Here is a 20,347-nt window from a genome sequence, read left to right on the forward strand (position 1 = left end):
CTCATAAATTGTGCTCATAGTCGATGGTCTGACGCACGGTAATCAACGCCTGGCGCAAATTTGCAAGGCTGACGGAACCGAGCGCTAACCGCAGGGCGTGCGGCACATTGTCCGTTGTGCAAAAGGGCTCGGCGGTGGAAAGCGAAATGTTGTGCGCCAGCAGTTTGTGCACCACGCGTTCGGCGCGCACCGCTTCTGTTAGCGGCAGCCAGACAAAATAGGCATTCGGGTGGCTGATAATTTCCAGCGGTGCCAGTAATTCGCGGGCCATTTTCTGGCGCTGGTAAGCATCTTTGCGCTTCAGGGCTTCCAGTTTACTGACGGTTCCATCCTGTAACCAGCCGCAGACAATCGCGCTCATCAGCGCCGGGGTATTCCAGCTGGTGGCGCGAATGGCACGCTCAAGCGAGGCTTTGTGTCGCGCCGGGCAGGCCACTGCGCCGACGCGTAAGCCGGTGGCGATGTTTTTGGAAAACCCGGTGACATAGACCGTGTGTTCGGGGGCAAAAAATGCCACCGGCGGCGGGGCAGGATGTACCAGCCAGGCGTAAGCAGCATCTTCAATAATCAGCAGATCGTGCAGACGGGCAATGTCGGCGATGATCTTGCGCTGAGCACGCGTAAGCACCCAGCCCAGCGGGTTATGCAGTGTTGGCATGGTATAGAGCGCCCGTACGCGCCTGCGCTGGCAAAGTGTTTGCAAATAATCGAGATCTGGCCCGCCAGGCGTTACCGGTATGGCAACCAGTTCCAGATGAAACAGCGCGGCCAGCGCCTTAAAACCGGAGTAGGTTAAGGCATCAACGGCGACGACATCGCCAGGGCGCAACAGCCCCATCACCGTAATCGCAAGTCCATGCTGTGCACCGTTGACGATCAGCACGTTATCTGCGGCGGGGGTAAAACCTGTCCGCGCCAGCCAACAGGCGATTGCCGCGCGCTCGCTGAGCTTCCCGGCATGGGGCTGATAACGCAACAGGGCGTCAAGATCGCCACGGGTGGTCAGCTGGCGCAGGGCGTCGCGCAGCCGTTCCGCCTGATCCGGCAGCGCGGGATAATTGAAATTCAGATCCACCATATCCGTGGCAATCACCTGCTGGTCGATTCCAAGCCCGGCGGGCAATGAAATCTCTCTGACAAAGGTGCCGCGCCCGGTTTCGCCACTCACCAGCCCCATGGATTCCAGCTCGGCGTAGACGCGCGTTGCGGTAGCCAGCGAGATCTGTTTTTCCACTGATAATGCCCGGTGCGTGGGCAGTCGACTCCCCGCCGGCAAGTGGCCTTCACGAATGGCGCTGGCGAAACTGTCGACGATCGCTTTGTAACGTGCTTTCACGCATTGTATCCATGACAATATTTTGATTGTCATGGATTGTTGCCCGTACGCTTAGCGCCGTCAATGCAGGGAAATGCTCTGCGTCATTAACCCGCACAGTGAGGTTTAACGTGGTCAATATCGCCAATAACAAAAGCGCATCCGGTTCGGTATCGGGTTGGGTTAACGGTCTGCTGGGTGTGCTGATTTTTAGCGGTTCGCTGCCCGCCACGCGCATCGCTGTGCTGGCGCTGGATCCCTTTTTTCTGACCTTTCTGCGCGCATCGATTGCCGGCGTGCTGGCGCTGATGCTGGTTGTGATTTTTCGCGTTAAACGCCCGCAGCGCGCGCAGCTTTTTTCGTTGTCGCTGGTCACGATCGGCGTGGTGATTGGCTTCCCGCTTCTCACGGCGTTGGCGCTGCAACAGGTGACGTCGGCGCACTCTATTGTCTTTCTGGGGTTGTTACCGCTGGCGACGGCGGTGTTTGGTGTGCTCCGTGGTGGCGAGCGTCCACGTCTGGCATTCTGGCTTTTCTCAGTGATGGGCAGCCTGCTGGTCGTCGGGTTTGCGCTGTCGCAGGCGGTTTCGGCGTCACTCACAGGCGATCTGCTGATGCTGGCGGCGGTGGTGGTATGCGGCCTGGGTTATGCGGAAGGTGCGGTGTTATCGCGTACGCTCGGCGGATGGCAAGTGATCAGTTGGGCGCTGATTCTTGCCCTGCCGTTGATGCTCGTTGCCGCGCTGGCCACGATGCCCCACACCGTCAGCGGGATCGGTATTTCGGCCTGGAGCGCGGTGGCTTACGTGTCGCTCTTCAGCATGCTGGTTGGCTTTATCTTCTGGTACAAAGGGCTGGCGCTCGGCGGTATTGCCGCCGTTGGGCAACTTCAGTTGTTGCAGCCCTTTTTCGGGCTCGGGCTGTCGGCTTCGTTGCTACATGAAACCGTCAGCCCGCTGATGGTAATGATTACCGTGGGGGTGATTCTCTGTGTTGCCGGTTCAAGGAGATTTGCCCGGTGATCATACGCGTACCTGATCTGCCATTACCGGCGGGGAGGCCGGTGTGGTGGTGTTATCCACATGGCGATATTTGTCCAGCAGATGAATTTGAATGCGGCGCAGCATATCGCCGTTCAGTTTGTAGAAGCGGAAATAGACCAGCAGCGACACAAGGAAAAAACAGACCGGCAGCGCCAGCATAATCAACTGCATGCCCATTAATGTACTGGCAGATTGCGCGACGTTCGGCACATAGCCGATCACCCCCAGCACGATGGCGATAAAGTACGCTGCGAAAGCCGCGCCCGCTTTAACCACCAGCGTTTGTACCGAATAGGCGATACTTTCGCAGCGGACATTGAGTTTGTATTCGCCATAATCGACGGTGTCGGCAACCATAATCACCTGTAACACCCAGAAGAAAGCTTTGCCAATGCTGAACAGTACGCCCGCCAGCAAGATAACACCTGCGTGGGTGGCCCCCATCAGCGCCATCCCCAACAACACGCCGCCGCTGAAAATCGGCAATACGGATGCTCCCGCCCACAACACGCGGCGCGAGAAGACCTTCACCAGTTTCGGGAACAGAATCAGGATCAGCAGATTGGCGACACCAGCATAGGACATGTAATAGGGGAACAGATCGACATTGCCGATGACATAGGTGAAGTAGTAGATGGCAAACCCTTCAATCACGTTGGCTGCGGTGTTGTAAGCCAGCGCCATGACCAGCAGACAGGCGAGCTGATCGTTTTTGAAAATTAGCTGAATCATCTGTTTCAGATTCATTGGAGTGCTGTCGGCGCTGGGATGTTTATCCGACGAATAGACTTCGTGGACATTGCGCAGCGTCACAATGGTCGACAGCACAAAGAAGGCGATTAACACCAGCGTCAGCATCTGAAAACCAAAGCCGCGATCTGCGCCACCGACGGCATTAACAAATGGCAGGGCGATCCCGGCGGTGACAAAACCGGCGAGGCTGGCAAAAAAACGCGGGTAGGGCACCAGTTGTTCGCGCTCACGCTTATCCAGCGTGATGGTTGGCACCAGCGACCAGAACGGCACATCCATAATGGTGTAGGTGAATCCCCACAGTAAATAGGTCGCCCAGACCCAGAGCAGCTGTGCGGTGCCCTCAAAATGATGGGCGCTGAATAGCATATACAGCACCACCGAGTTGCTGAGCGTGCCGATTAAGATCCACGGTTTGAATTTGCCCCAGCGCGAGCGGGTACAGTCAACTATCCAGCCCATGATCGGGTCGGCCAGCGCGTCGAGAATACGTGCCACCAGAAACAGCGTCCCGACCATGCCGACCGACAGACCGACAATATCGGTGTAGTAATACATCAAATACATGTAGACGATGCCGATCGCAAAATCCTTACCAAATGCACCAAATCCGTAGCTGAGCTTTGTTGTCATTGAAATACTCATAGGGTACCGATTGCCTCTTTCAGTGTCGGAAGGGTTGCAAAACCGCCGGGCGCGCGGCCCGGCTTATGCGTTAGCGATGCAGCCAGGCGGGAAGCCAGTCGCCGTGGCTGGCAATTAAGTCATCCACCAGCGCGTAGATTTCATCGATACCCAGCACGGCGGCGGTATGCGGGTCCATCAGCGCGGCGTAATAGACGTAATCGCGGTTTTCCGTCAGCACCGCTTCGGTGAGCAGCGTCTGCACGTTGATATTGGTCTGCATCATTGCCGCCAGATGCGCGGGGAGTTTCCCGGCTTTGGTCGGCTGAATACCATTGGCGTCCACCAGACACGGCACTTCCACACAGCAGCCCTGTGGCAGGTTGTCGATCAGTCCATCGTTGCGCACGTTGCCGTAAACCACGCTCGGCTCGCCGGTCCAGATGGCGTTCATAATGGTGCTGGCGTATTCGCGAGAGGCTTTCACCTCAATGCGGTCGGCGGTTTTAAACTCCTGCAGCTCTTTCTGCCAGTTCGCCAGTTGTTCAACGCAGCGTTTGGGATACTCATCCAGCGGCACCCGGTAGCGTTCTATCAGATCTTCGCGCCCCGGTTTGATAAACCACGGCGTGTATTCGGCAAAATGTTCGGAGGATTCGGTAACGAAGTAGCCGAGCTTTTTGAACATCTCATAACGCACAATGTTCTGGCAGCGCGGGTTGCCGTGCAGATTCGGCTTTGGCGCGCGTTGATCGGCGTAGGCCTGTAATAGCTCCGGATAGATGCTCACATAGCTGCCGTCGGCCAGCTTTTTCTCCAGCGTGAGATAAAAGGCCATATGATTGATCCCGGCGCAGCGGTAACGAAGCGATGCCGGGTCGAGATTGAGATCGTTGGCCAGCTCTTCCGCTGTGCCCTGAACCGAGTGGCACAGCCCAATTTGCTTGATATGCGGATAACGGGCATACATCGCCCAGGTGTTCATCGCCATCGGATTGACGTAGTTGAGCATGGTGGCGTTCGGGCAGACCTCGGTCATGTCCTCGCAAATCTGCCACAGATGCGGGATGGTGCGCAGCGCACGCATAATGCCGCCGGGGCCAAGCGTATCGGCAATGGTCTGCTCCAGTCCGTGGCGCTTGCAAACCTCAAAATCGGTTACGGTGCAAGGTTCGTAACCGCCAATCTGGAATGCGACCACGACAAAATCCGCGTTTTTCAACGCCGTTTTTTGATCCGTATGGCAGCTAATCTCCCCGTATGCGCCTATGGAATCCATCAGTTTGCTCACTACAATGTGCGACTCTTCCAGCCGCGTGGCGTCAATATCCATCAGCGCAACGTGTGCAGCTTTCAGCGCTGGTCGTTGAAAGACATCGCCGAGAATATTTTTAACGAAAACGGTGGAACCGGCGCCGATAAAAGTGATTTTTGGTGCAGACATGTGCGTTCTCCCTGTGTAGTTGTACGTCCTGAGCGTGGCACGCGTCGCCTGCGTCATCTGCCGTCTTCCCGGCGGGGAATTCCTGAAAACTCAGATCGCGCAATGTGCCGCGCTGGATCTGAGTTTCCGGGAAAAAATACGCGCTTAAGCAGAGTTAACGGCAATACCTTTAACTAAAATAGAACAGGACGGCGCAAAGCGAAGCGCGAAAGTGATGATTCAGGAAGGGAAGAATGGCAAAAGAGAAGCCCAGAACGGATATGTGCAGCGGCGATGAGAAAACCACGCGTGGCCCGCTGTCGCTCTATTCGGAATACCAGCGCATGGAAATTGAACTGCGCGCACCGCATGCCATGTCCGCCAGCCACTGGCATGGCCAGGTTGAAGTGAATGTGCCGTTCGATGGCGATGTGGAATACCTGATTAACAACGAAGTGGTACGCATCAAGCAGGGTTACATCACCCTGTTCTGGGCCTGTACGCCGCATCAGCTCACGCGACCAGGCGAATGCAAACAGATGGCAATTTTTAACCTGCCAATGCACCTGTTTCTCTCCTGGCCTTTGGATCGCGAACTGATTAACCATGTCACCCATGGCATGGTGATCAAATCCCTTGCCGCCCAGCAGCTTAGCGCGTTTGAAGTGCAGCGCTGGCAAAGCGAACTCAACAGCGACAATGAGCAATTGCGCCAACTGGCGATTGAAGAAATTGCGCTGATGCTCAAGCGTTTTAGTCTCTCAGGCTGGCAGCCGATTCTGGTGAATAAAACCTCGCGCACCCATAAAAATAGCGTTTCGCGCCATGCGCAGTTTTACGTAAGCCAGATGCTGGAATTTATCGCGGTAAATTATGATCAGGTGCTGACAATCAACGCCATTGCCGAGCATGTGAAACTCAACCCCAACTATGCGATGGGCATTTTCCAGCGCGTGATGCAACTGACCATGAAGCAATACATCACCGCCATGCGTATCAACCATGTGCGTGCGTTGTTAAGCGATACCGACAAGACCATTCTTGATATTGCGCTCACCGCCGGGTTTGGTTCCTCCAGCCGTTTTTACAGCACCTTTCAGAAATATGTCGGTATGCCGCCGCAAAAATACCGCAAACTCAGCCAGCTCCGACGACAGCAACACGCAGGTTGAATTTACCTTTGGCCTTCTTTCGTTCGCGCCATGCGCCTGCCCGGATCGCGCGTCAGTCGCCTTCCAGCGAAATTTCTCGTTAATCAACCGCTTATTTTTATTTGTGAAAATATGCAACGAGATATGTCCGAAATGATAAAGATTTATCTTAAGGTGACGATAACCATATTGTTACGGCGCATTTACATAATTCTGCGATAGCGACAGTTCAGACCTGTTGATCTGCAAGGGATGTAACGTTGCTTTGCAAAGAGCAACTTGCGAGTAAACACCCCATTACTCTTCTTGCCATCACAGGAATGATGCTCATGACATCATCGTTTTGCCGTTCTTCAGCTCAGCACCAGGGCAGTAACACGCCACCGGTTTTTACAAAACGTTTTATCGCGCTGTTTGTCAGCGCCCTTTGCGCTGCACCCGCACTGGCGGGTGAGTTGCCCACCGGTGGGAACGTCGCGGCGGGGCAGGTCTCCATCGGGCAAAATGGTTCCGCCGTCACGGTGAACCAGCACTCCGGCACGGCGATTGTTAACTGGAACAGTTTCTCCGTCGGCAAGGGCAATTCGGTCGATTTCGTTCAGCCGAGCAGCTCTTCCGCCATTCTTAACCGCGTCACTGGCGCAACAAAATCCACCATTGCCGGCTCGATAACCGCCAATGGCCAGGTCTATCTGGTAAACCCGAATGGTATCGCCATTACGCCGAGCGGCACGGTCAAAACCGGCGGCGGCTTTGTTGCTTCGACGCTGGATATCAAAGATGAAGACTTCCTCAAAGGGAAGCGTGTCTTCACCGGCAACGGTTCATCGGCTGAAGTGAGCAACGCGGGCGTGATTAACGTCGGGCGCGGCGGCTATGCGGCATTGATTGGCGGCAACGTCAAAAACGACGGCTTAATTAACGTCCCGGTCGGCAAAGTGGGGCTTGGCGCCGGGGAATCTGCCACCCTCGATCTCTCCGGCGACGGCTTCTTGCAGGTCGCCGTACCAAGCAATTCCGGCGTGAAAGAGGCGCTAATCGACAACAGCGGCACGGTGTCAGCACAGGGCGGTTCGGTTATCATGACGGCGGCTACGGCGCGCAATGCGGCGCGTAACGCCATCAATCTGAGCGGCGTGGTTGAAGCCGACAGCGTCAGCGGCCAGAACGGCTCCATCGTCATTGGCGGCGGCGAAGGCGGTAATGTGGCGCTTTCCGGTACGCTGAGCGCGAAATCGAGCGACGGCACGGGCGGGAAAATCACTGTCACCGGCGATAACATTACGCTGGCGGGAGCGAAAGTGGACGCCTCCGGCAAAACCGGCGGCGGCCAAATTAACATTGGCGGCGAGCACCAGGGCAAAGGCAGTACGCAACGCGCAACGAACACACAAATTGACAGCACCAGCCGTATCAGCGCCGATGCGACAGCCCAGGGCAATGGCGGCGATGTGGTGGTGTGGTCAGATAACCAGACGACGTTCAGCGGTAAAATCAGCGCACGCGGCGCGGGCACCGGCAAAGGCGGCGAAGCGGAAGTCTCCGGTAAAGCCAAACTGGCCTATACCGGCAGTACCGATCTCTCTGCACAAAGCGGCCAGTTCGGCAATCTGTTGCTCGATCCGCATAACGTGGTGATCTCCACGGCGGCTGACAGCGGCACCGGCTTTAGCGCCAGCGCGGACGATAGCGTGATCAACGTGACCACGTTACAAAACGCGCTCTCGACCGCCAACGTCACGGTCTCCACCGGCTCGACCGGCAGCCAGAATGGCGACATTACGCTTGCCACGAACCTTGGCTGGACGACAGACACCACCTTAACGCTGGCGGCGGCAGGCAATATTATTCTCAACGGTAATATCTCGGCGACCGGAGCGAATGCGGGTCTGGCGCTGAACTACGGTATTGGCAAAGATTACACGCTGCTCTCGGGCAAACAGATAACCATCCCTGGTGCGAATGCTTCATTGACCATTGGCGGGCAGAATTACACGCTGATCCGCACGATGGCGGATCTCGATGCCATTGACAGCACCGGGCTTGGCGGCAAATACGCGCTGGCGCAAAACATTCTTGCCATCGGCAACACATACACCTCGTCACTGGTTGGCGTCTCTTCCAGTGCGCCGTTTAGCGGCATCTTTACCGGGCTTGGGCACACCATCTCCAGTCTGACCATTAACAGTGCCGATACCTACGTTGGCTTGTTCGGCTATAACACCGGCACCATCCGCAACATGGGGCTGAACTCGGCGCAGCTTACCGCATCTTCGACATCACCGTTCTACGCCGGGCTGCTGGCAGCCTACAACACCGGCACTATCGCCTATTCAACGGTGCTTGGCTCATTGACCCGCTCGTCTGACGCCACGGCTTATATGGGCGGGCTGGTGGGTAACAACGCCGGGCAGATCTCCTACAGCCGTTCCGGGGCGTCAATTACCGCGACGAACAGCGCTAACTGGTCTTACTGGGGGGGACTGGTCGGACAGAACAGCAAAAACATTACGCAAAGTTATTTCGACGGCTCCCTGAACCTATCCGGCACCAGCGGCAACGGCTTGCAGTATGTCGGCGGTTTGACCGGCTACAACATGGCGGGCGGCACCATTAGCGCAAGCTACGTTTCCGGTAGCGTGACCGGCAGCGGGATGGGCGGGGCGATTGGTTATGTCGGCGGGCTGACAGGTAATAACGCCGGGAATATCGACAACGTCTACTCCTCCGGCGTGATTAACGCGGGTTTGAACGCGCAGGCAGGTGGGCTGGCGGGCAGTAACACCGGAACGATCAGCAATAGCATTGCAACCAATACCATCAACGTGACCTCAACACCCAGCGCAATTGGCGGGGTGGTAGGATCCAAAAGCGGTAGCGGAACGCTAACGAACCTCTACTGGAATAGTGATAACGTTGCGGCAGGCATCGGGCGCGGCGCGAACGGTATGGAAGCGATTACCGGTTTAACCGCTGCGCAAATGAACAACAGCGCGAGTTTTATCGGGCTGGATAATAAAGCCTGGGCACCGGCCACCGGCTCCGCCATGCCGGCGCTGTTCGGCGTGTCCGGTATTGTTGGCGTGGCGCAAACCGCCATCTATGGCGCGAATCCGATTACAACTTACTACGGTGCCGGCTTCTGGAACGCCATCAGCGGCAGCCTGACAAACGGCCTTAGGAGCACCGATAACGTTGGCAGCTATGCGCTGGATACCACCGGTGTCAGCGCGCTTAAAGCTAACGGGCAGACGGCCAGCGTTGTGGGCGTTGGCGCCACGGTGACGCCAGCCACGCTGACCATCAACGTGGATAACGCCAGCAAAGTGTATGGCCAGTTCCCGGGAAGTGTGAACTACTCCGCGCAAGGCCTGGTCAATGGCGACTCCGTGAACGGCTTGACCTATACCAGCCTGGGTTTTGCCACTACGGCTAACGTTGGCAGCTACAGCATTGTGGGCAGCAACGTGACGGGCACCGGGCTTGCCAACTACAACGTTGTCTATCACAACGGCAATCTGACCGTCACGCCCGCGACGCTGACCATCACCGCCGATAACGCCAGTAAGGTTTACGGTGGAGCAGCGAACTTAAGCGGTTACAGCATTGTGGGCTTGTTAAACGGCGATACGGTAACGAATGTCGCGCTTAACAGCGCAGGCGCCGCCATCACAGCAGGCGTGGGCAGTTATGCCATCAACGCCAGCAATGCGAACGGCAGTGGCTTGTCGAACTACACCATCAGTTACGGCGCAGGCTCGCTAAACGTGACGCCAGCGCAACTGGTGATCAACGCGGGCAACGCCAGCAAAACCTACGGCGACCTTGTCAGCCTGAGTGATTACAGCGTGCTCGGCCTGCTTAATGGCGACACGGTGACCGGTGTGGCGCTGAACAGCGCAGGTTCGGCGGCGACTGCCATTGCGGGCAGCTACGCAGTGATTGCAGCCAATGCCACCGGTAACGGGCTGGGTAATTACACCATCAACTATATCGACGGAACGCTTGTGGTGAATGCCCAGCCGGGCACGCCAACCCCGACGCCGACATCAACACCGGTATCGACGCCGTTAGCCGCCACCATTGGCAACCGTGTCTCGGCGCAGGATGTGACGCGTCAGTTGACCGGTAACACGATGCTGGTGACCCATGATGCCAGCAGTGCTGGCAGTGCGGATAACGCGGTTATCGCCACGGCGGATCCTCGTCTGGCGGGTGCGGTTTGTTCCATGGGCGCCGATTTGGCCCTTTCCTGCTCCGGCAAGTAAAAATAAGAGATAACTCATGCGTTTATTTTCACACTCTTCACTTTTAGCACCGACATTGCTGAGCCTGAGTATCGCCGCGAGCTTACACGCAGGAGCCGTGATGGCGGCGCCCAACGCGGGCCAACTGGTGCAACCCTCTTATGCGCCGGTTCAGCAGCACACCGGCGGCGGCATTACGCTGCCTGCCACCACCGGGCTTACTGCGCCGAACGGCGCGGAAAAACTGTTTGTCATACCAGCCGGTCTGCTCGTTGAAGGTGGTTTTCCACAGTTAGCGAGCGAAACGGCGCGTATTGAGTCGCGCGTTAAAGGCCGCCGCGTCTCAGCGGCGAATTTATTTGCCGCCGCGCAGGAACTGGAAACCGCCTACATCAAAGCGGGCTACTTGCTGGCGCGCGTCAGTCTGCCGCCGCAACAGATCAAAGATGGTGCGCCGCTGCGTGTGGTGATTACCGACGGCTATGTGGAAAAAGTGGATGCCTCTGCGCTGCCGGATACCGCGCGCAGTCGGGTGGAAAGCCTGTTGCAGCCGCTGGTGGGCGAGAAACATTTAACCCGTAAAGCGCTGGAGCGGCGTTTGCTGCTGGCAGGCGACACACCAGGCGTGATGCTGAAATCGACCCTCAAACCGGGCAGCAAGCCGGGTTCAACGGTGCTGATTGTTGATGGTCGCTACGATCCGGTTGCCGGGCTGGTGACCTTTGATAATGGCCTTTCCGACGAGCTGGGGAAATACTCACTCGGGCTCGGCGGGCAGCTTAACAACCTGACAGGCTTTGGCGAGCAGGTGTACGTGCGCCTGAACGGTTACCCGCGCGGCGACAACCCGTTTACGGATACGCAGCCGCGTAACCGCCAGTGGGCGCTCGGCGTGGTCGTACCGCTCGGCACCGACGGCTTGTGGATGAACGTTGAAGGGGTGGACAGCCGCACCAAACCGAAAACTGACAGTGGGTTGACCTCACGCGATCACTTCCAGCGCCTGTCGACACGCCTGGGGTATCACTGGGTGCGTGCGCGTGATTTCAACACCTCGACCTTGCTGTCGCTGGATGTGCAAAACGAAACCCAGCATTTGCAGTTTAATAACAATGACGTACCGTTCACCGATGATCGTCTGCGCATTGTGCGCCTGGCGCAGTCGATGGATTACACCACTGATTTTGACGCGCGTTTCGCCTCCAGCCTGACGGCTTCTTTTGGCATCGACGGCCTGGGCGCGCGCCACGGCACCACTGACCTGCCGATGAGCAGGAATGGTGCAGATCCGGATTTCCAGAAGCTGGAGCTGACTATGAACTACAGCCAGCCGCTGGTGGATGGCAAAGTACAGCTCTCCCTTTCTGGCCTGGCGCAGACCTCGTTTGACCAGGCTCTGCCGTCCTCTGAGCAGGCTTCACTTGGCGGCAGTAGTTGGCTTTCGGCGTTTGATTCCGGCACGGTCAGCGGCGATAGCGCCCTGGCCGCGCGCGCTGAAGTTGGCTTGCCGCAGCCGCTGGGCGCGTTCTCCTGGGCACCCGATCTTGGTAGTGCGGTAATGCCGTACGTCTTCGGTTCACTGGGTTCCGTAAGCCAGGCAAAACCGACGGCGCTGGAGAAAAAAGAGGTGCACGGTAGCGCGTACGGTGCCGGTTTGCGCCTGAGCGCCAGCCAGGCCGCCAGCCCGAACAGCGCCTTGCTGACGCTGGAATACGCGCGCGGCAATCAAAGCGGCGAATCGCAGGACAATCGCTTTAACCTCAGCCTGCTGACCTTCTTCTAAACTACATACTTTCCCGCGCACCGCCTGGTGTGCGGGTTTCTTTCCCTCCGCTAAACACATGCGCAATCCCACTCAGGAATAGCCGTTGCTTTATCCCGTTGTCGGGAACATGATGTTTTGCCACAACAAACGTCCGGAATGTGTCTGCTCAGCATAAGGAGCCTGCAATGAACGACATCTTTCTCTCCCTCAGCGTTGGGATGCTGGTGTTAATGGCGGTTGCCATTCCGCTGGCGCGGCAACGTATCAAACCCAATCGTTTTTACGGTGTGCGTACCGCGCTAACCTTGCGGGATGACACGGCCTGGTATCGGGCGAACCGCCTTTTTGGCAAGGTGATGCTTCTCTGCGGTGCGGGATTTTTTCTCTTTTCAGCGCTGCTCGGCAACTGGCGTGAAAACGCCGATAACGTAATGACCAGCATCGTGCTGTTTTTGCTTGCGGTATCTGTGCCGGTGGTTTGCGCGCTGGTCAACGAATCGCGGGAGAAGAGAGGATCGTAATGCGCGAGGGCATTAAAACCTTTGGTGCGCGTTTTGCTGGCCGCGTGAATGCAGAGAAACTGCGCTTTGCCATTGAATATGTCGATTTCGGTGAAAGCGGCTTAGCATTTGAAACAATCTGCGATTATATCGTCGAAGAAGACGCGCCCATCAGCGAAGAGGAGTACCGCCTCGCGGTGGAAATTTTTCACCAGATGAAGATGAAATGGGGCGCTGACAGCCTTGAAGATATGAAAGCGCTGATCGTGAAAGATCCAGGCGCAGAGGCGTGATGTGTTCTCAGGGATGGCCTAACGCGGAGGCCAAATATCGCCTGGTAGCGATGTTTAATGAAAGATCACAACACTATCCGGCCGATAACACCGCGTTTGTTAGCCATTTACCTGAAGCGTTAGGGCGAGGGTGAAGCCGGGAAACACGAGCGCTTCCCGGCCTCGTTGTTACAGCTTAAAGGCATTGACATCGTTAAGCAGTTTACCGGCCTGGTGGCTGAGTGAGTTCGCGGCAGTGGCCATCTCTTCAACCATGGCGGCGTTCTGCTGCAGGTTGCCCTCCATCTGACTGACCGCCACGTTAACTTGATCAATACCGTGGCTCTGCTCGGTTGAAGAATTATTTACCTGGTTTATCAGCACCGTGGTTTCATCGACAGCGCCCAGCGCTTCGTTCATCCGCGTAGTCACGTTGGCCGCATAGCTGACGCCCTGGCCGACATTTTTAATCGCCTCGTCGATTAAGCCGCGAATATCGCGCGCCGCCACAGAAGAGCGTTGCGAGAGCGAACGCACCTCACCGGCGACTACCGCAAAGCCTTTACCCTGCTCACCGGCGCGGGCGGCTTCCACCGCTGCGTTGAGCGCGAGGATGTTCGTCTGGAAGGCGATGCCGTCGATAATGTCGGTGATTTCAGAGATTTTCGCCGAAGACGCGGAAATATCGTCGATGGATTTTTGCAGGGAACTCAGCTCGCGATGGCTTTCATTCACCATGGTTTGCACACGACCAATAAAGGCATTTGCCTCTTTGGCGTTGTCCATATTGTGCCGCACCGTGGCCGACAATTCGTTCATGCTGGCAGCGGTCTGCTCCAGCGACGAGGCCTGTGATTCGGTACGCGATGACAGATCATCATTGCTTTTGGCGATTTCGGTGGCAGCAACATCCACTTCGTTGCTGGCGTCTTTCACACTGCTTAATACTTCGCGGATTTTGTCTACCAGATTATTAAAACTGGCAGCGGTAGCGCCAAGTTCATCTTTTTTATCGAGATCCACTTTGACAGTTAAATCCAGCGTGCTGCTGATGGTTCCCATGCTATTTTGCAGGTTTTTTAACCCTTTGTTTAAATAGCTAAGGATCGTTGAAGCGAATACGGCAATTAACACCAGTAAAAAGATAATGGTTCCGACCAATAACCAGAAGGTATTGATATATTGCGTATGGTTATTTTCAGCGTATGTTGCGGCAATTTTATAATTATGCACCAGCATCTCTTTTAAATTGGCGCTAAGCGCAACAGAGGCATTGGCAGTAATACCACCATCCGACACCATTTTGCGTGCGGCTTCAATGCCTTCGCTATGATAAATGCCAACCATGGATTCTGCTTTTTGCAGATAGTCATCAAAGGAATCCTGTGTTTTTTTCAATAACTGACCATCAATATCATCGCTAATAAGTTGCTCGCGATAATATTTAAATATCTCATTGGTTTTATTTAACTCATCTTTCGCTTGCGCCATATGTTTAGTGAATACCGCTTCATCGCTTATCAGCAGCGACATCAGGATTTGTCGACGCGCCTCTTCGCGGTGCTGAAGCGCCTCGCTGAGCTTACTGATACTCGGTAAACTATTTTCAACAACGTAATCGAAACGTGATTGCGCATTATCTAATGCCCGGATGCTTAAACCACCGAGCACGATCATGGCAATAAACGTAATGGCAAAAACAAATAACAGTTTCTTTAAAATGGTCATAACGGCCTCAGGTGCTTTCCATATCCAGGGTGAACTCTATTTTTATCGGCGACTAAAGCGAAACCTTCATAGAAGATTTAACAAAAAGAGATATGGGTTTTGTTTTTTAGTTAGCCAGTTAACACACGTTAAAAATGACCATAAAATACAATCGGTAAGGTTTTTAATAAAATATGGATTGCCGGGTTTATATAATATATTTATGATGGTTTATAATTTTGTGGAGAATATATCCTGTATTGGTTGCCGATATTTAACGGCATCATTTAGCTGCGCTGAAATATCATGTAGCAAAGCAAATTACTTATGAGGTAAATAATTAGGGAAGCGGTATTTCTAACGGTGTGCGAGCTTTCCGTGTTCTGGCAACCGAAACGTATAAACCTCTCGTTCGGTCGCCTGTGTTGCTGGTTGTCACCGGACGGGAAACGAAACGGTGATCTTCGGTGGAAGCATGGAGAAACTAGCTCAAGTCGTGCAGATCTTTCTCCAGCAGCGGCGTGAGCGCCATTTCAGAAAAGACCACTTCCAGACCGCTGCGTTCCGGTGTGCAGCACATCATGCCAACCGCGCAACGCGAGTGGGGAAAATGGCACAGCCGCAGCAGCGGCCAGATGCGACCATCGGTGGAGTATTGCAGCCGTAGCGCGTCGCCTTTGCGGCTCAGGCGCAGCCAGAAATCGCCCGCGTCACCGGGGAAAATACCGGTCGCCCAGTCCGAATAACCCTGCGTCAGCACGCTGCCGATGGCGGGCGCGCCATCGTTAAATTCGATGCCGACTTTTAGCCAGTTCTGCTCGTCCGCGACCAACAACACGCCCGCCTGGTCATACAGCTCGGAAAACCGCGCCTGAATCCGCACCTGAAAGGTGAAATCCCCCGTCACATCGCGCACAAAACCGTGACCGCTGAAGCGCTCAAATCCGTACCAGGTTTTGCGCCAGAAATCGGTGCTGCCATCGGTCACCACTTCAATTTTGCCCTGCGTTTCGCGCCACTGCTGCGGTTCGTTGATCCAGTAAAAATCACTCGTCATGTTTTGCTCCTTTATGTGTGCTGGCGGCTTACAGAGTGTTGCTGGTGGCGGGGGAGATTGCCAGCGCGGGGTGCGGCCTATTACGCAGAGATCACAAATGTTTCGCGGCAAGAAAGGCGCGGCGGGGAGTAATGAGGTAGCGTTAACAGGTAGCAAGCGTTGCGATGCAAAAGAGAGAGGAAGAAACCGTTTCGAAAGTGTGAAAAGGAGTTTGGCAAATGACATCTGTCTATGCGCAAGGGTACCGACGCGTTATCACGGCGCTTAAAAAAGCTCGCAAAACACGGGGTATCACGCAGGCGAAACTTGCCGAAGCACCTGGTCGCCCACAATCCTTTATCACCAAAATCGAGCAAGGCGAGAGAAGGCTGGATGTGGTGGAATTTGTCCACCTGGCGAGACTGGTAGGGCTGGAGCCAGAGGAGATAATGAAGGGTATAGGGTAATTCGCTATGGCTGGAGAGCGTTCACTCTTCAAACAGGCACTCAATAGATTTTGTCGGATAGAACAGCAAATGTTGGTTGCCAGCAGCTAACGGAATGAAGCCCAGTTTTTCATAAAAATTTTTGGCACTGTCCGTGAGCGCCTCGACAAATAATCCATGGACACCGACAGCAAGTGAGGCGTTGTAAACCACGTGCATGGCATGTGCGACCAGCATTTCTCCCCAGCCGTTTCCCTGGAGTGATTTATCGATAGCCAGACGACCCAACATCACGCACGGAACAGTGCGGTAAGGCACTTTTTTTTGCTGCGTTTTGGTTGGCAGTTGCTCTTTCTCGAAACTCCCGCCCGACAACGTGTAATAACCAAAAACGCGCGGCCTGGAAGCTGTTGTTTGCAGGATATAGGCGCGTAAAATTTTTCCGTTGTGCTGGTGCTTGAGATGCTGGGTTAAAAAGGTGTTGAGCGAGATCTCACCACAATCAAAACCACCCGTTTCATACTCTGTCTCTCCTGAGAACATCTCAATGGTCAACTTGTCCACGATTCACTCCCTGTTTTGCAGACGTTTTGCGGCGCGTTTAAGTTTGTCATTCGGTGCGGGTGGGTTTTCGATAGCATCCATCACCCGGTTCCATGACGCTTCATTCAGAACCAGACGGCGATGCTGTTCAATCACTTCTGCGGCGCGTTCCGAGGCGCTGCTCACCAGAAATTGGGTGATCGTCTGGTTGGTCATTGCCGCCGCTTCTTCAATCATTTTTTTATCCTCGTCGGTCAATCGCAGATCGATGCGCTGTTTTTTCAGTGCGGGCATAGCGTTACTCTCCCAGGCAGCCTGCTTTATGCAGATCTACCAATAATCTTGTCAGCTTGTGTACGGATATAATCCGTACACAAGGATAAGATTGGACAGCGCGAATTGCAACGCAAAACGGGGGCTAATCGCAAGGCGTGGAAAATGAAAAACCGAGCAGGCTCCCAAAAGCGTTAACTGCGCGTAGTGGGAGCCTTGTGGGTTAGATTAGATACTCTTCTGCGGCGATTTTCCGCTCAGTCATTTGATGAAGCTCCATCAGCGCAGGAAGCAGCGTTGCAGTGGTCTTTAACCCATGACCTAACTGGCAGAGACTTTCGCGGGAAAACTCCAGCACGTCGCTGTCTGCAAATGAGACGAAGGTTTTGCCCAAAAAGTGCAGACCGTGGCAAAGTCCTGCGATGTGATCTTCGCAACCGTTCGCCAGTTGCAGCATCTCTTCTTCGCTCAGGTTTGAGGTATCCAGTTTGCGAAAAATATCGCGCAGTTCGGAAGAGAGGATATCGGTGTCAGGCAGCATAGCGCACCTCCGGCAAAGCGGAGAAACGAACAGCAGAAAGACAAACAAAAGCGTTAATTGAGAAGGGGTTGGGCTTTAAATACCCATGCGTGATATTATTGGCAACAGCCATACATTACCTCCAGTAATGATGTGGTTAGAGGCCCGCAGGTGTTGGTAGCACCTGTGGGCTTCGTTGTTTTAGTAAGACAAGTGTCATACACTTGCTTACATCGCTACTCTAAAATGGTGTCTGACACATGTCAACTGTATCATTCAAAAAAAAGGGCAATAAACAGATCGCGCTGCGTGTAGAACCTGCGCTGGAAGAAGCAATGCAGCAGGCATTGAAAGCGGATGGAGACGCAACGCTTTCTGCGTGGATTAAGCGGATAATCAGGAAAGAGTTGCAGGCGAAAGGGATTGAGTTGAAGCAATGATATAAAAAAGTCCGGCTCTTTGGTTATAAATCTAATTGGGTCGTTTTTTAAATTTTAGGATATGGGTGTGCATTGAGTCTTAGCACGAAATACCCGCAGGGATGAGCGTTGATGTCAATCAAAGACAACCAAAAAGAAAGGCACGTGGTGCAACTCCGTCTGGATGCTGATCTGTCAGAAAGGCTGGCAATAGCGATGAAAGAAGACGGCGACGACAACAAAGCAGGGTGGATCAAGCGGCTGTTACGCAGGGAATTGGATCGACGTGACATACAGAAAAAGTGATCTTTTACACGCCAGGATTATGGTTAAATCGCCACCATAAAATCTTAAAATAAGGCTCCGAAAGGAGCCTTATTATCACGCCAACCGCGGATACCCTTCGGCAATATCACTCCCGGTAAACTGCGCGATCCAGCCCTCTGGGTTATCAAAAATCCTGATCGCCGTGAAGTTCGGCTCTGAGCCCATATCAAACCAGTGCGGGGTTCCGGCGGGGACGGAAATCAGGTCGTTTTTCTCGCACAGCACCTGGTAAACGTCGCTACCGATGTGCAGGCAAAACAGACCCGCGCCTTCGACAAAGAAGCGTACTTCATCTTCGCCATGCGTATGTTCGTTAAGGAATTTGGCGCGCAGCGCCTCTTTCTGCGGGTTATCGGCGCGCAGGCTGATCACATCCCAGCTTTGATAACCTTTTTCGGCCACCAGTTTGTCGATGGCGTGCTGGTAAGCGGTAATCACCGTCTCCGGTGTCGGGGTTGCGCCGAGATCGCGGTCGGCCTGCCAGCGTTCAAAACGCACACCTTTGGCGTTCAGTTTTTGCTGGATCTCTGCGGCGTCGGTGCTGTGCCACACTGGCGTGCTGGCATCGGTATCGGTGTAAATCGTCAGTGCGCTCATGAAGGGATCTGCTCCGGCTTAATGTTGCTGAAAGAGGGAACCTGGTAATGATGGCTGGCTGCGTCATCATCGCCGCGAATCAGTTGTGTGGTGCGAAAACCTGCCGCTTCGGCGGCGTCCAGCTCCTGGTGAATATCGGAGAGGAACAAAATGGCCGCGGGCGGCAGCCCAATCTGCGTCGCAATATTACGGTACGACTGCACATCGCGTTTCGCGCCAACCAGCGTGTCGAAATACCCGCTGAACAGAGGAGTAATATCACCTTCGTCGCTGTAGCCAAATAACAGTTTTTGCGCCGCAACCGAGCCAGAGGAATATACATACAGATCAATGCCCTGTGCTTTCCATTTCTCAAGCTGGGGCAACACGTCCGGGTAGAGGTGGCCTTTGAAATCACCGTTCACATAACCGTCGCGCCAGATAATGCCCTGCAACGCTTTCAGCGCCGTTGATTTGCGATCTTCATCCATAAAAGCAAACAGCACCTCAATCAGTTCGGTGGTGCTGGCTTGTGGCCGGGCGATCTCTTCCCGCAGGTTATCCAGGATGGTGCTCACCGGCTCGTTGTACTGCTCCGCCGTGACAAACGCCGCCAGGCGTTCGCGGGCGTAAGGGAACAGGACGTTATGCACAAAACGGATGTCACTGGTGGTGCCTTCAATATCGGTAACGATAGCGCGGATCATGGTCTCTCCAGCAGGCGACGCTGCATTTCGCATTCAAATAAAAATTCCAGCCCTTCCAGATGGCGACGGGCTTCGGCGACATCACGCCCCCAGCAGGTCAGCCCGTGGCCGCGCAGCAGAAAACCATAGCGCAATGGGTGAGTCTGCGCATAGGCGGCGATGCGTGCAGCCAGCGCGTCGATATCCTGGTCATTGTCGAAAATGGCCACCGGCACGGTGTCCAGGTGCGAGGTCTGACCGCTCAGGGATTTTTGCATCTCAAAACCGTTCAGCAGCAGGACAGGGGATTTCTCCACCCGTGACAGCACCGTCGCGTTCACGGTGTGTACGTGCAATACGGCGTTGGCGTCCGGATAGAGACGGTAAATCAGGGTGTGCAGGCCAGTTTCCGCCGAAGGTTTACGGCCGGAAGGGGCATGGTTATCGGCAATCGACACCTGCAAAAAATCCGCCGTGGTCAGGCTGCCTTTGTCTTTGCCGGATTCGCTCAGCCAGCACCAGTCGGCGTCCTGGCGAACCGACATATTCCCGCCGGTGGCGGGTGCCCAGCCTTTCGCGCCGATCCAGTGGCAGGCGGCAACGAGTTGTTGGAGTTGCAGGTTGTCTGTCATCACCCTTCCTTATAAGGAATATTGTTATCGTATAGACGTCTAAGCGTCTTGATTGCCAAATACTAGCATCGTGTTATAGTGGCGGCAAC

At 54.8% G+C, this 20,347-nt stretch carries 21 protein-coding genes; 9 read left to right on the forward strand and 12 right to left on the reverse strand.

The genetic code is table 11. The features are described from left to right. Position 1: 1 nt before the first annotated feature. The gene (locus tag JKP81_RS09450) at positions 2 to 1,336 is read right to left on the reverse strand and encodes a PLP-dependent aminotransferase family protein (RefSeq protein WP_200551541.1); all 1,335 of its coding nucleotides are present in this window, start codon (positions 1,334 to 1,336) and stop codon (positions 2 to 4) included. 110 nt (positions 1,337 to 1,446) lie between these two features. Here JKP81_RS09450 and JKP81_RS09455 point away from each other — a divergent pair, with 110 nt between their 5' ends. Continuing rightward, positions 1,447 to 2,337 carry a DMT family transporter gene (locus JKP81_RS09455; RefSeq protein ID WP_200551542.1) on the forward strand — a complete coding sequence of 297 codons (891 nt, stop codon included), beginning with the start codon at positions 1,447 to 1,449 and terminating at the stop codon, positions 2,335 to 2,337. On the opposite strand, the gene melB is transcribed toward JKP81_RS09455, so the two are convergent. After that, a complete protein-coding gene (melB, locus tag JKP81_RS09460) occupies positions 2,338 to 3,756 on the reverse strand; it encodes a melibiose:sodium transporter MelB (protein WP_200551543.1) in 1,419 nt (472 codons plus the stop codon). Between the two features lie 70 nt (positions 3,757 to 3,826). Next, on the reverse strand, positions 3,827 to 5,179 hold the full coding sequence (locus JKP81_RS09465; RefSeq protein WP_200551544.1) for an alpha-glucosidase/alpha-galactosidase: 1,353 nt from the start codon (positions 5,177 to 5,179) through the stop codon (positions 3,827 to 3,829). Positions 5,180 to 5,412: 233 nt separating this feature from the next. On the opposite strand from JKP81_RS09465, the gene melR reads away from it, so the two are divergent. The 5 genes from melR (at position 5,413) to JKP81_RS09490 (ending at position 13,114) form a co-directional block, all read left to right on the forward strand. Next, complete coding sequence (gene melR / locus JKP81_RS09470; RefSeq protein WP_200551545.1) at positions 5,413 to 6,330, forward strand: transcriptional regulator MelR; 918 nt, start codon at positions 5,413 to 5,415, stop codon at positions 6,328 to 6,330. 308 nt (positions 6,331 to 6,638) lie between these two features. After that, positions 6,639 to 10,577 carry an S-layer family protein gene (locus JKP81_RS09475; RefSeq protein ID WP_200551546.1) on the forward strand — a complete coding sequence of 1,313 codons (3,939 nt, stop codon included), beginning with the start codon at positions 6,639 to 6,641 and terminating at the stop codon, positions 10,575 to 10,577. Between the two features lie 100 nt (positions 10,578 to 10,677). Continuing rightward, entirely contained in the window at positions 10,678 to 12,339 is a 1,662-nt protein-coding gene (locus JKP81_RS09480; RefSeq protein ID WP_200551547.1) for a ShlB/FhaC/HecB family hemolysin secretion/activation protein, read from the forward strand. Between the two features lie 167 nt (positions 12,340 to 12,506). Further along, positions 12,507 to 12,842 (forward strand): SdpI family protein, encoded by a 336-nt coding sequence (locus JKP81_RS09485; protein WP_200551548.1) that lies wholly within the window; start codon positions 12,507 to 12,509, stop codon positions 12,840 to 12,842. Further along, the gene (locus JKP81_RS09490; RefSeq protein WP_200551549.1) at positions 12,842 to 13,114 is read left to right on the forward strand and encodes a MafI family immunity protein; all 273 of its coding nucleotides are present in this window, start codon (positions 12,842 to 12,844) and stop codon (positions 13,112 to 13,114) included. The genes JKP81_RS09485 and JKP81_RS09490 overlap by 1 nt, the downstream gene beginning before the upstream one ends. Positions 13,115 to 13,282: 168 nt before the next feature. Here JKP81_RS09490 and JKP81_RS09495 read toward each other — a convergent pair whose 3' ends face one another. Both JKP81_RS09495 and JKP81_RS09500 read right to left on the reverse strand, forming a co-directional pair. Then, on the reverse strand, positions 13,283 to 14,821 hold the full coding sequence (locus JKP81_RS09495) for a methyl-accepting chemotaxis protein (RefSeq protein WP_200551550.1): 1,539 nt from the start codon (positions 14,819 to 14,821) through the stop codon (positions 13,283 to 13,285). Positions 14,822 to 15,284: 463 nt separating this feature from the next. Continuing rightward, complete coding sequence (locus JKP81_RS09500) at positions 15,285 to 15,857, reverse strand: DUF1349 domain-containing protein (protein WP_200551551.1); 573 nt, start codon at positions 15,855 to 15,857, stop codon at positions 15,285 to 15,287. A gap of 218 nt (positions 15,858 to 16,075) precedes the next feature. Here JKP81_RS09500 and JKP81_RS09505 point away from each other — a divergent pair, with 218 nt between their 5' ends. Beyond that, complete coding sequence (locus JKP81_RS09505; RefSeq protein WP_200551552.1) at positions 16,076 to 16,303, forward strand: helix-turn-helix domain-containing protein; 228 nt, start codon at positions 16,076 to 16,078, stop codon at positions 16,301 to 16,303. Positions 16,304 to 16,324: 21 nt separating this feature from the next. Here the strand turns inward: JKP81_RS09505 and JKP81_RS09510 are convergent, their stop codons facing one another. The 4 genes from JKP81_RS09510 to JKP81_RS23705 form a co-directional block, all read right to left on the reverse strand. Continuing rightward, a complete protein-coding gene (locus JKP81_RS09510; protein WP_200551553.1) occupies positions 16,325 to 16,846 on the reverse strand; it encodes a GNAT family N-acetyltransferase in 522 nt (173 codons plus the stop codon). Between the two features lie 3 nt (positions 16,847 to 16,849). Further along, positions 16,850 to 17,119 carry a DUF1778 domain-containing protein gene (locus JKP81_RS09515; RefSeq protein WP_020456982.1) on the reverse strand — a complete coding sequence of 90 codons (270 nt, stop codon included), beginning with the start codon at positions 17,117 to 17,119 and terminating at the stop codon, positions 16,850 to 16,852. 202 nt (positions 17,120 to 17,321) lie between these two features. Continuing rightward, positions 17,322 to 17,639: a hypothetical protein gene (locus JKP81_RS09520; RefSeq protein ID WP_200551554.1), complete on the reverse strand. Its 318-nt coding sequence runs from the start codon at positions 17,637 to 17,639 to the stop codon at positions 17,322 to 17,324. Continuing rightward, the gene (locus JKP81_RS23705) at positions 17,629 to 17,751 is read right to left on the reverse strand and encodes a hypothetical protein (RefSeq protein ID WP_255563088.1); all 123 of its coding nucleotides are present in this window, start codon (positions 17,749 to 17,751) and stop codon (positions 17,629 to 17,631) included. The genes JKP81_RS09520 and JKP81_RS23705 overlap by 11 nt, the downstream gene beginning before the upstream one ends. Positions 17,752 to 17,878: 127 nt before the next feature. Between JKP81_RS23705 and JKP81_RS09525 the strand changes: the two genes are divergently transcribed. Then, positions 17,879 to 18,058, forward strand: coding sequence for a hypothetical protein (locus tag JKP81_RS09525; protein ID WP_200551555.1), 180 nt, complete (start codon positions 17,879 to 17,881; stop codon positions 18,056 to 18,058). A 111-nt stretch (positions 18,059 to 18,169) separates the two neighbouring features. After that, a complete protein-coding gene (locus JKP81_RS09530; protein WP_200551556.1) occupies positions 18,170 to 18,343 on the forward strand; it encodes a hypothetical protein in 174 nt (57 codons plus the stop codon). 75 nt (positions 18,344 to 18,418) lie between these two features. Here the strand turns inward: JKP81_RS09530 and JKP81_RS09535 are convergent, their stop codons facing one another. Genes JKP81_RS09535 through JKP81_RS09545 form a run of 3 tightly spaced genes read right to left on the reverse strand, consistent with a single transcriptional unit; the run spans position 18,419 to position 20,258 of the window. Next, positions 18,419 to 18,961: an acireductone dioxygenase gene (locus tag JKP81_RS09535; protein WP_200551557.1), complete on the reverse strand. Its 543-nt coding sequence runs from the start codon at positions 18,959 to 18,961 to the stop codon at positions 18,419 to 18,421. Next, positions 18,958 to 19,647 carry an acireductone synthase gene (mtnC, locus tag JKP81_RS09540; RefSeq protein WP_200551558.1) on the reverse strand — a complete coding sequence of 230 codons (690 nt, stop codon included), beginning with the start codon at positions 19,645 to 19,647 and terminating at the stop codon, positions 18,958 to 18,960. The genes JKP81_RS09535 and mtnC overlap by 4 nt, the downstream gene beginning before the upstream one ends. Then, positions 19,644 to 20,258, reverse strand: coding sequence for a methylthioribulose 1-phosphate dehydratase (locus JKP81_RS09545; RefSeq protein WP_200551559.1), 615 nt, complete (start codon positions 20,256 to 20,258; stop codon positions 19,644 to 19,646). Before JKP81_RS09545 ends, mtnC begins: the two co-directional genes overlap by 4 nt. Positions 20,259 to 20,347 lie beyond the last annotated feature (89 nt).

Source organism: Kosakonia sp. LAM2021, from assembly GCF_016620385.1.
Classification (GTDB): domain Bacteria; phylum Pseudomonadota; class Gammaproteobacteria; order Enterobacterales; family Enterobacteriaceae; genus Kosakonia; species Kosakonia sacchari.

What these genes read in the sequence shown, in the direction of transcription:
- melB (WP_200551543.1), bottom strand. Translation starts at nt 3,756, where the DNA reads ATGAGTATTTCAATGACAACAAAGCTCAGCTACGGATTTGGTGCATTT.
- JKP81_RS09465 (WP_200551544.1), bottom strand. Translation starts at nt 5,179, where the DNA reads ATGTCTGCACCAAAAATCACTTTTATCGGCGCCGGTTCCACCGTTTTC.
- melR (WP_200551545.1), top strand. Translation starts at nt 5,413, where the DNA reads ATGGCAAAAGAGAAGCCCAGAACGGATATGTGCAGCGGCGATGAGAAA.
- JKP81_RS09475 (WP_200551546.1), top strand. Translation starts at nt 6,639, where the DNA reads ATGACATCATCGTTTTGCCGTTCTTCAGCTCAGCACCAGGGCAGTAAC.
- JKP81_RS09480 (WP_200551547.1), top strand. Translation starts at nt 10,678, where the DNA reads ATGGCGGCGCCCAACGCGGGCCAACTGGTGCAACCCTCTTATGCGCCG.
- JKP81_RS09485 (WP_200551548.1), top strand. Translation starts at nt 12,507, where the DNA reads ATGAACGACATCTTTCTCTCCCTCAGCGTTGGGATGCTGGTGTTAATG.
- JKP81_RS09490 (WP_200551549.1), top strand. Translation starts at nt 12,842, where the DNA reads ATGCGCGAGGGCATTAAAACCTTTGGTGCGCGTTTTGCTGGCCGCGTG.
- JKP81_RS09495 (WP_200551550.1), bottom strand. Translation starts at nt 14,821, where the DNA reads ATGACCATTTTAAAGAAACTGTTATTTGTTTTTGCCATTACGTTTATT.
- JKP81_RS09500 (WP_200551551.1), bottom strand. Translation starts at nt 15,857, where the DNA reads ATGACGAGTGATTTTTACTGGATCAACGAACCGCAGCAGTGGCGCGAA.
- JKP81_RS09505 (WP_200551552.1), top strand. Translation starts at nt 16,076, where the DNA reads ATGACATCTGTCTATGCGCAAGGGTACCGACGCGTTATCACGGCGCTT.
- JKP81_RS09515 (WP_020456982.1), bottom strand. Translation starts at nt 17,119, where the DNA reads ATGCCCGCACTGAAAAAACAGCGCATCGATCTGCGATTGACCGACGAG.
- JKP81_RS09520 (WP_200551554.1), bottom strand. Translation starts at nt 17,639, where the DNA reads ATGCTGCCTGACACCGATATCCTCTCTTCCGAACTGCGCGATATTTTT.
- JKP81_RS23705 (WP_255563088.1), bottom strand. Translation starts at nt 17,751, where the DNA reads ATGGCTGTTGCCAATAATATCACGCATGGGTATTTAAAGCCCAACCCC.
- JKP81_RS09525 (WP_200551555.1), top strand. Translation starts at nt 17,879, where the DNA reads ATGTCAACTGTATCATTCAAAAAAAAGGGCAATAAACAGATCGCGCTG.
- JKP81_RS09530 (WP_200551556.1), top strand. Translation starts at nt 18,170, where the DNA reads ATGTCAATCAAAGACAACCAAAAAGAAAGGCACGTGGTGCAACTCCGT.
- JKP81_RS09535 (WP_200551557.1), bottom strand. Translation starts at nt 18,961, where the DNA reads ATGAGCGCACTGACGATTTACACCGATACCGATGCCAGCACGCCAGTG.
- mtnC (WP_200551558.1), bottom strand. Translation starts at nt 19,647, where the DNA reads ATGATCCGCGCTATCGTTACCGATATTGAAGGCACCACCAGTGACATC.
- JKP81_RS09545 (WP_200551559.1), bottom strand. Translation starts at nt 20,258, where the DNA reads ATGACAGACAACCTGCAACTCCAACAACTCGTTGCCGCCTGCCACTGG.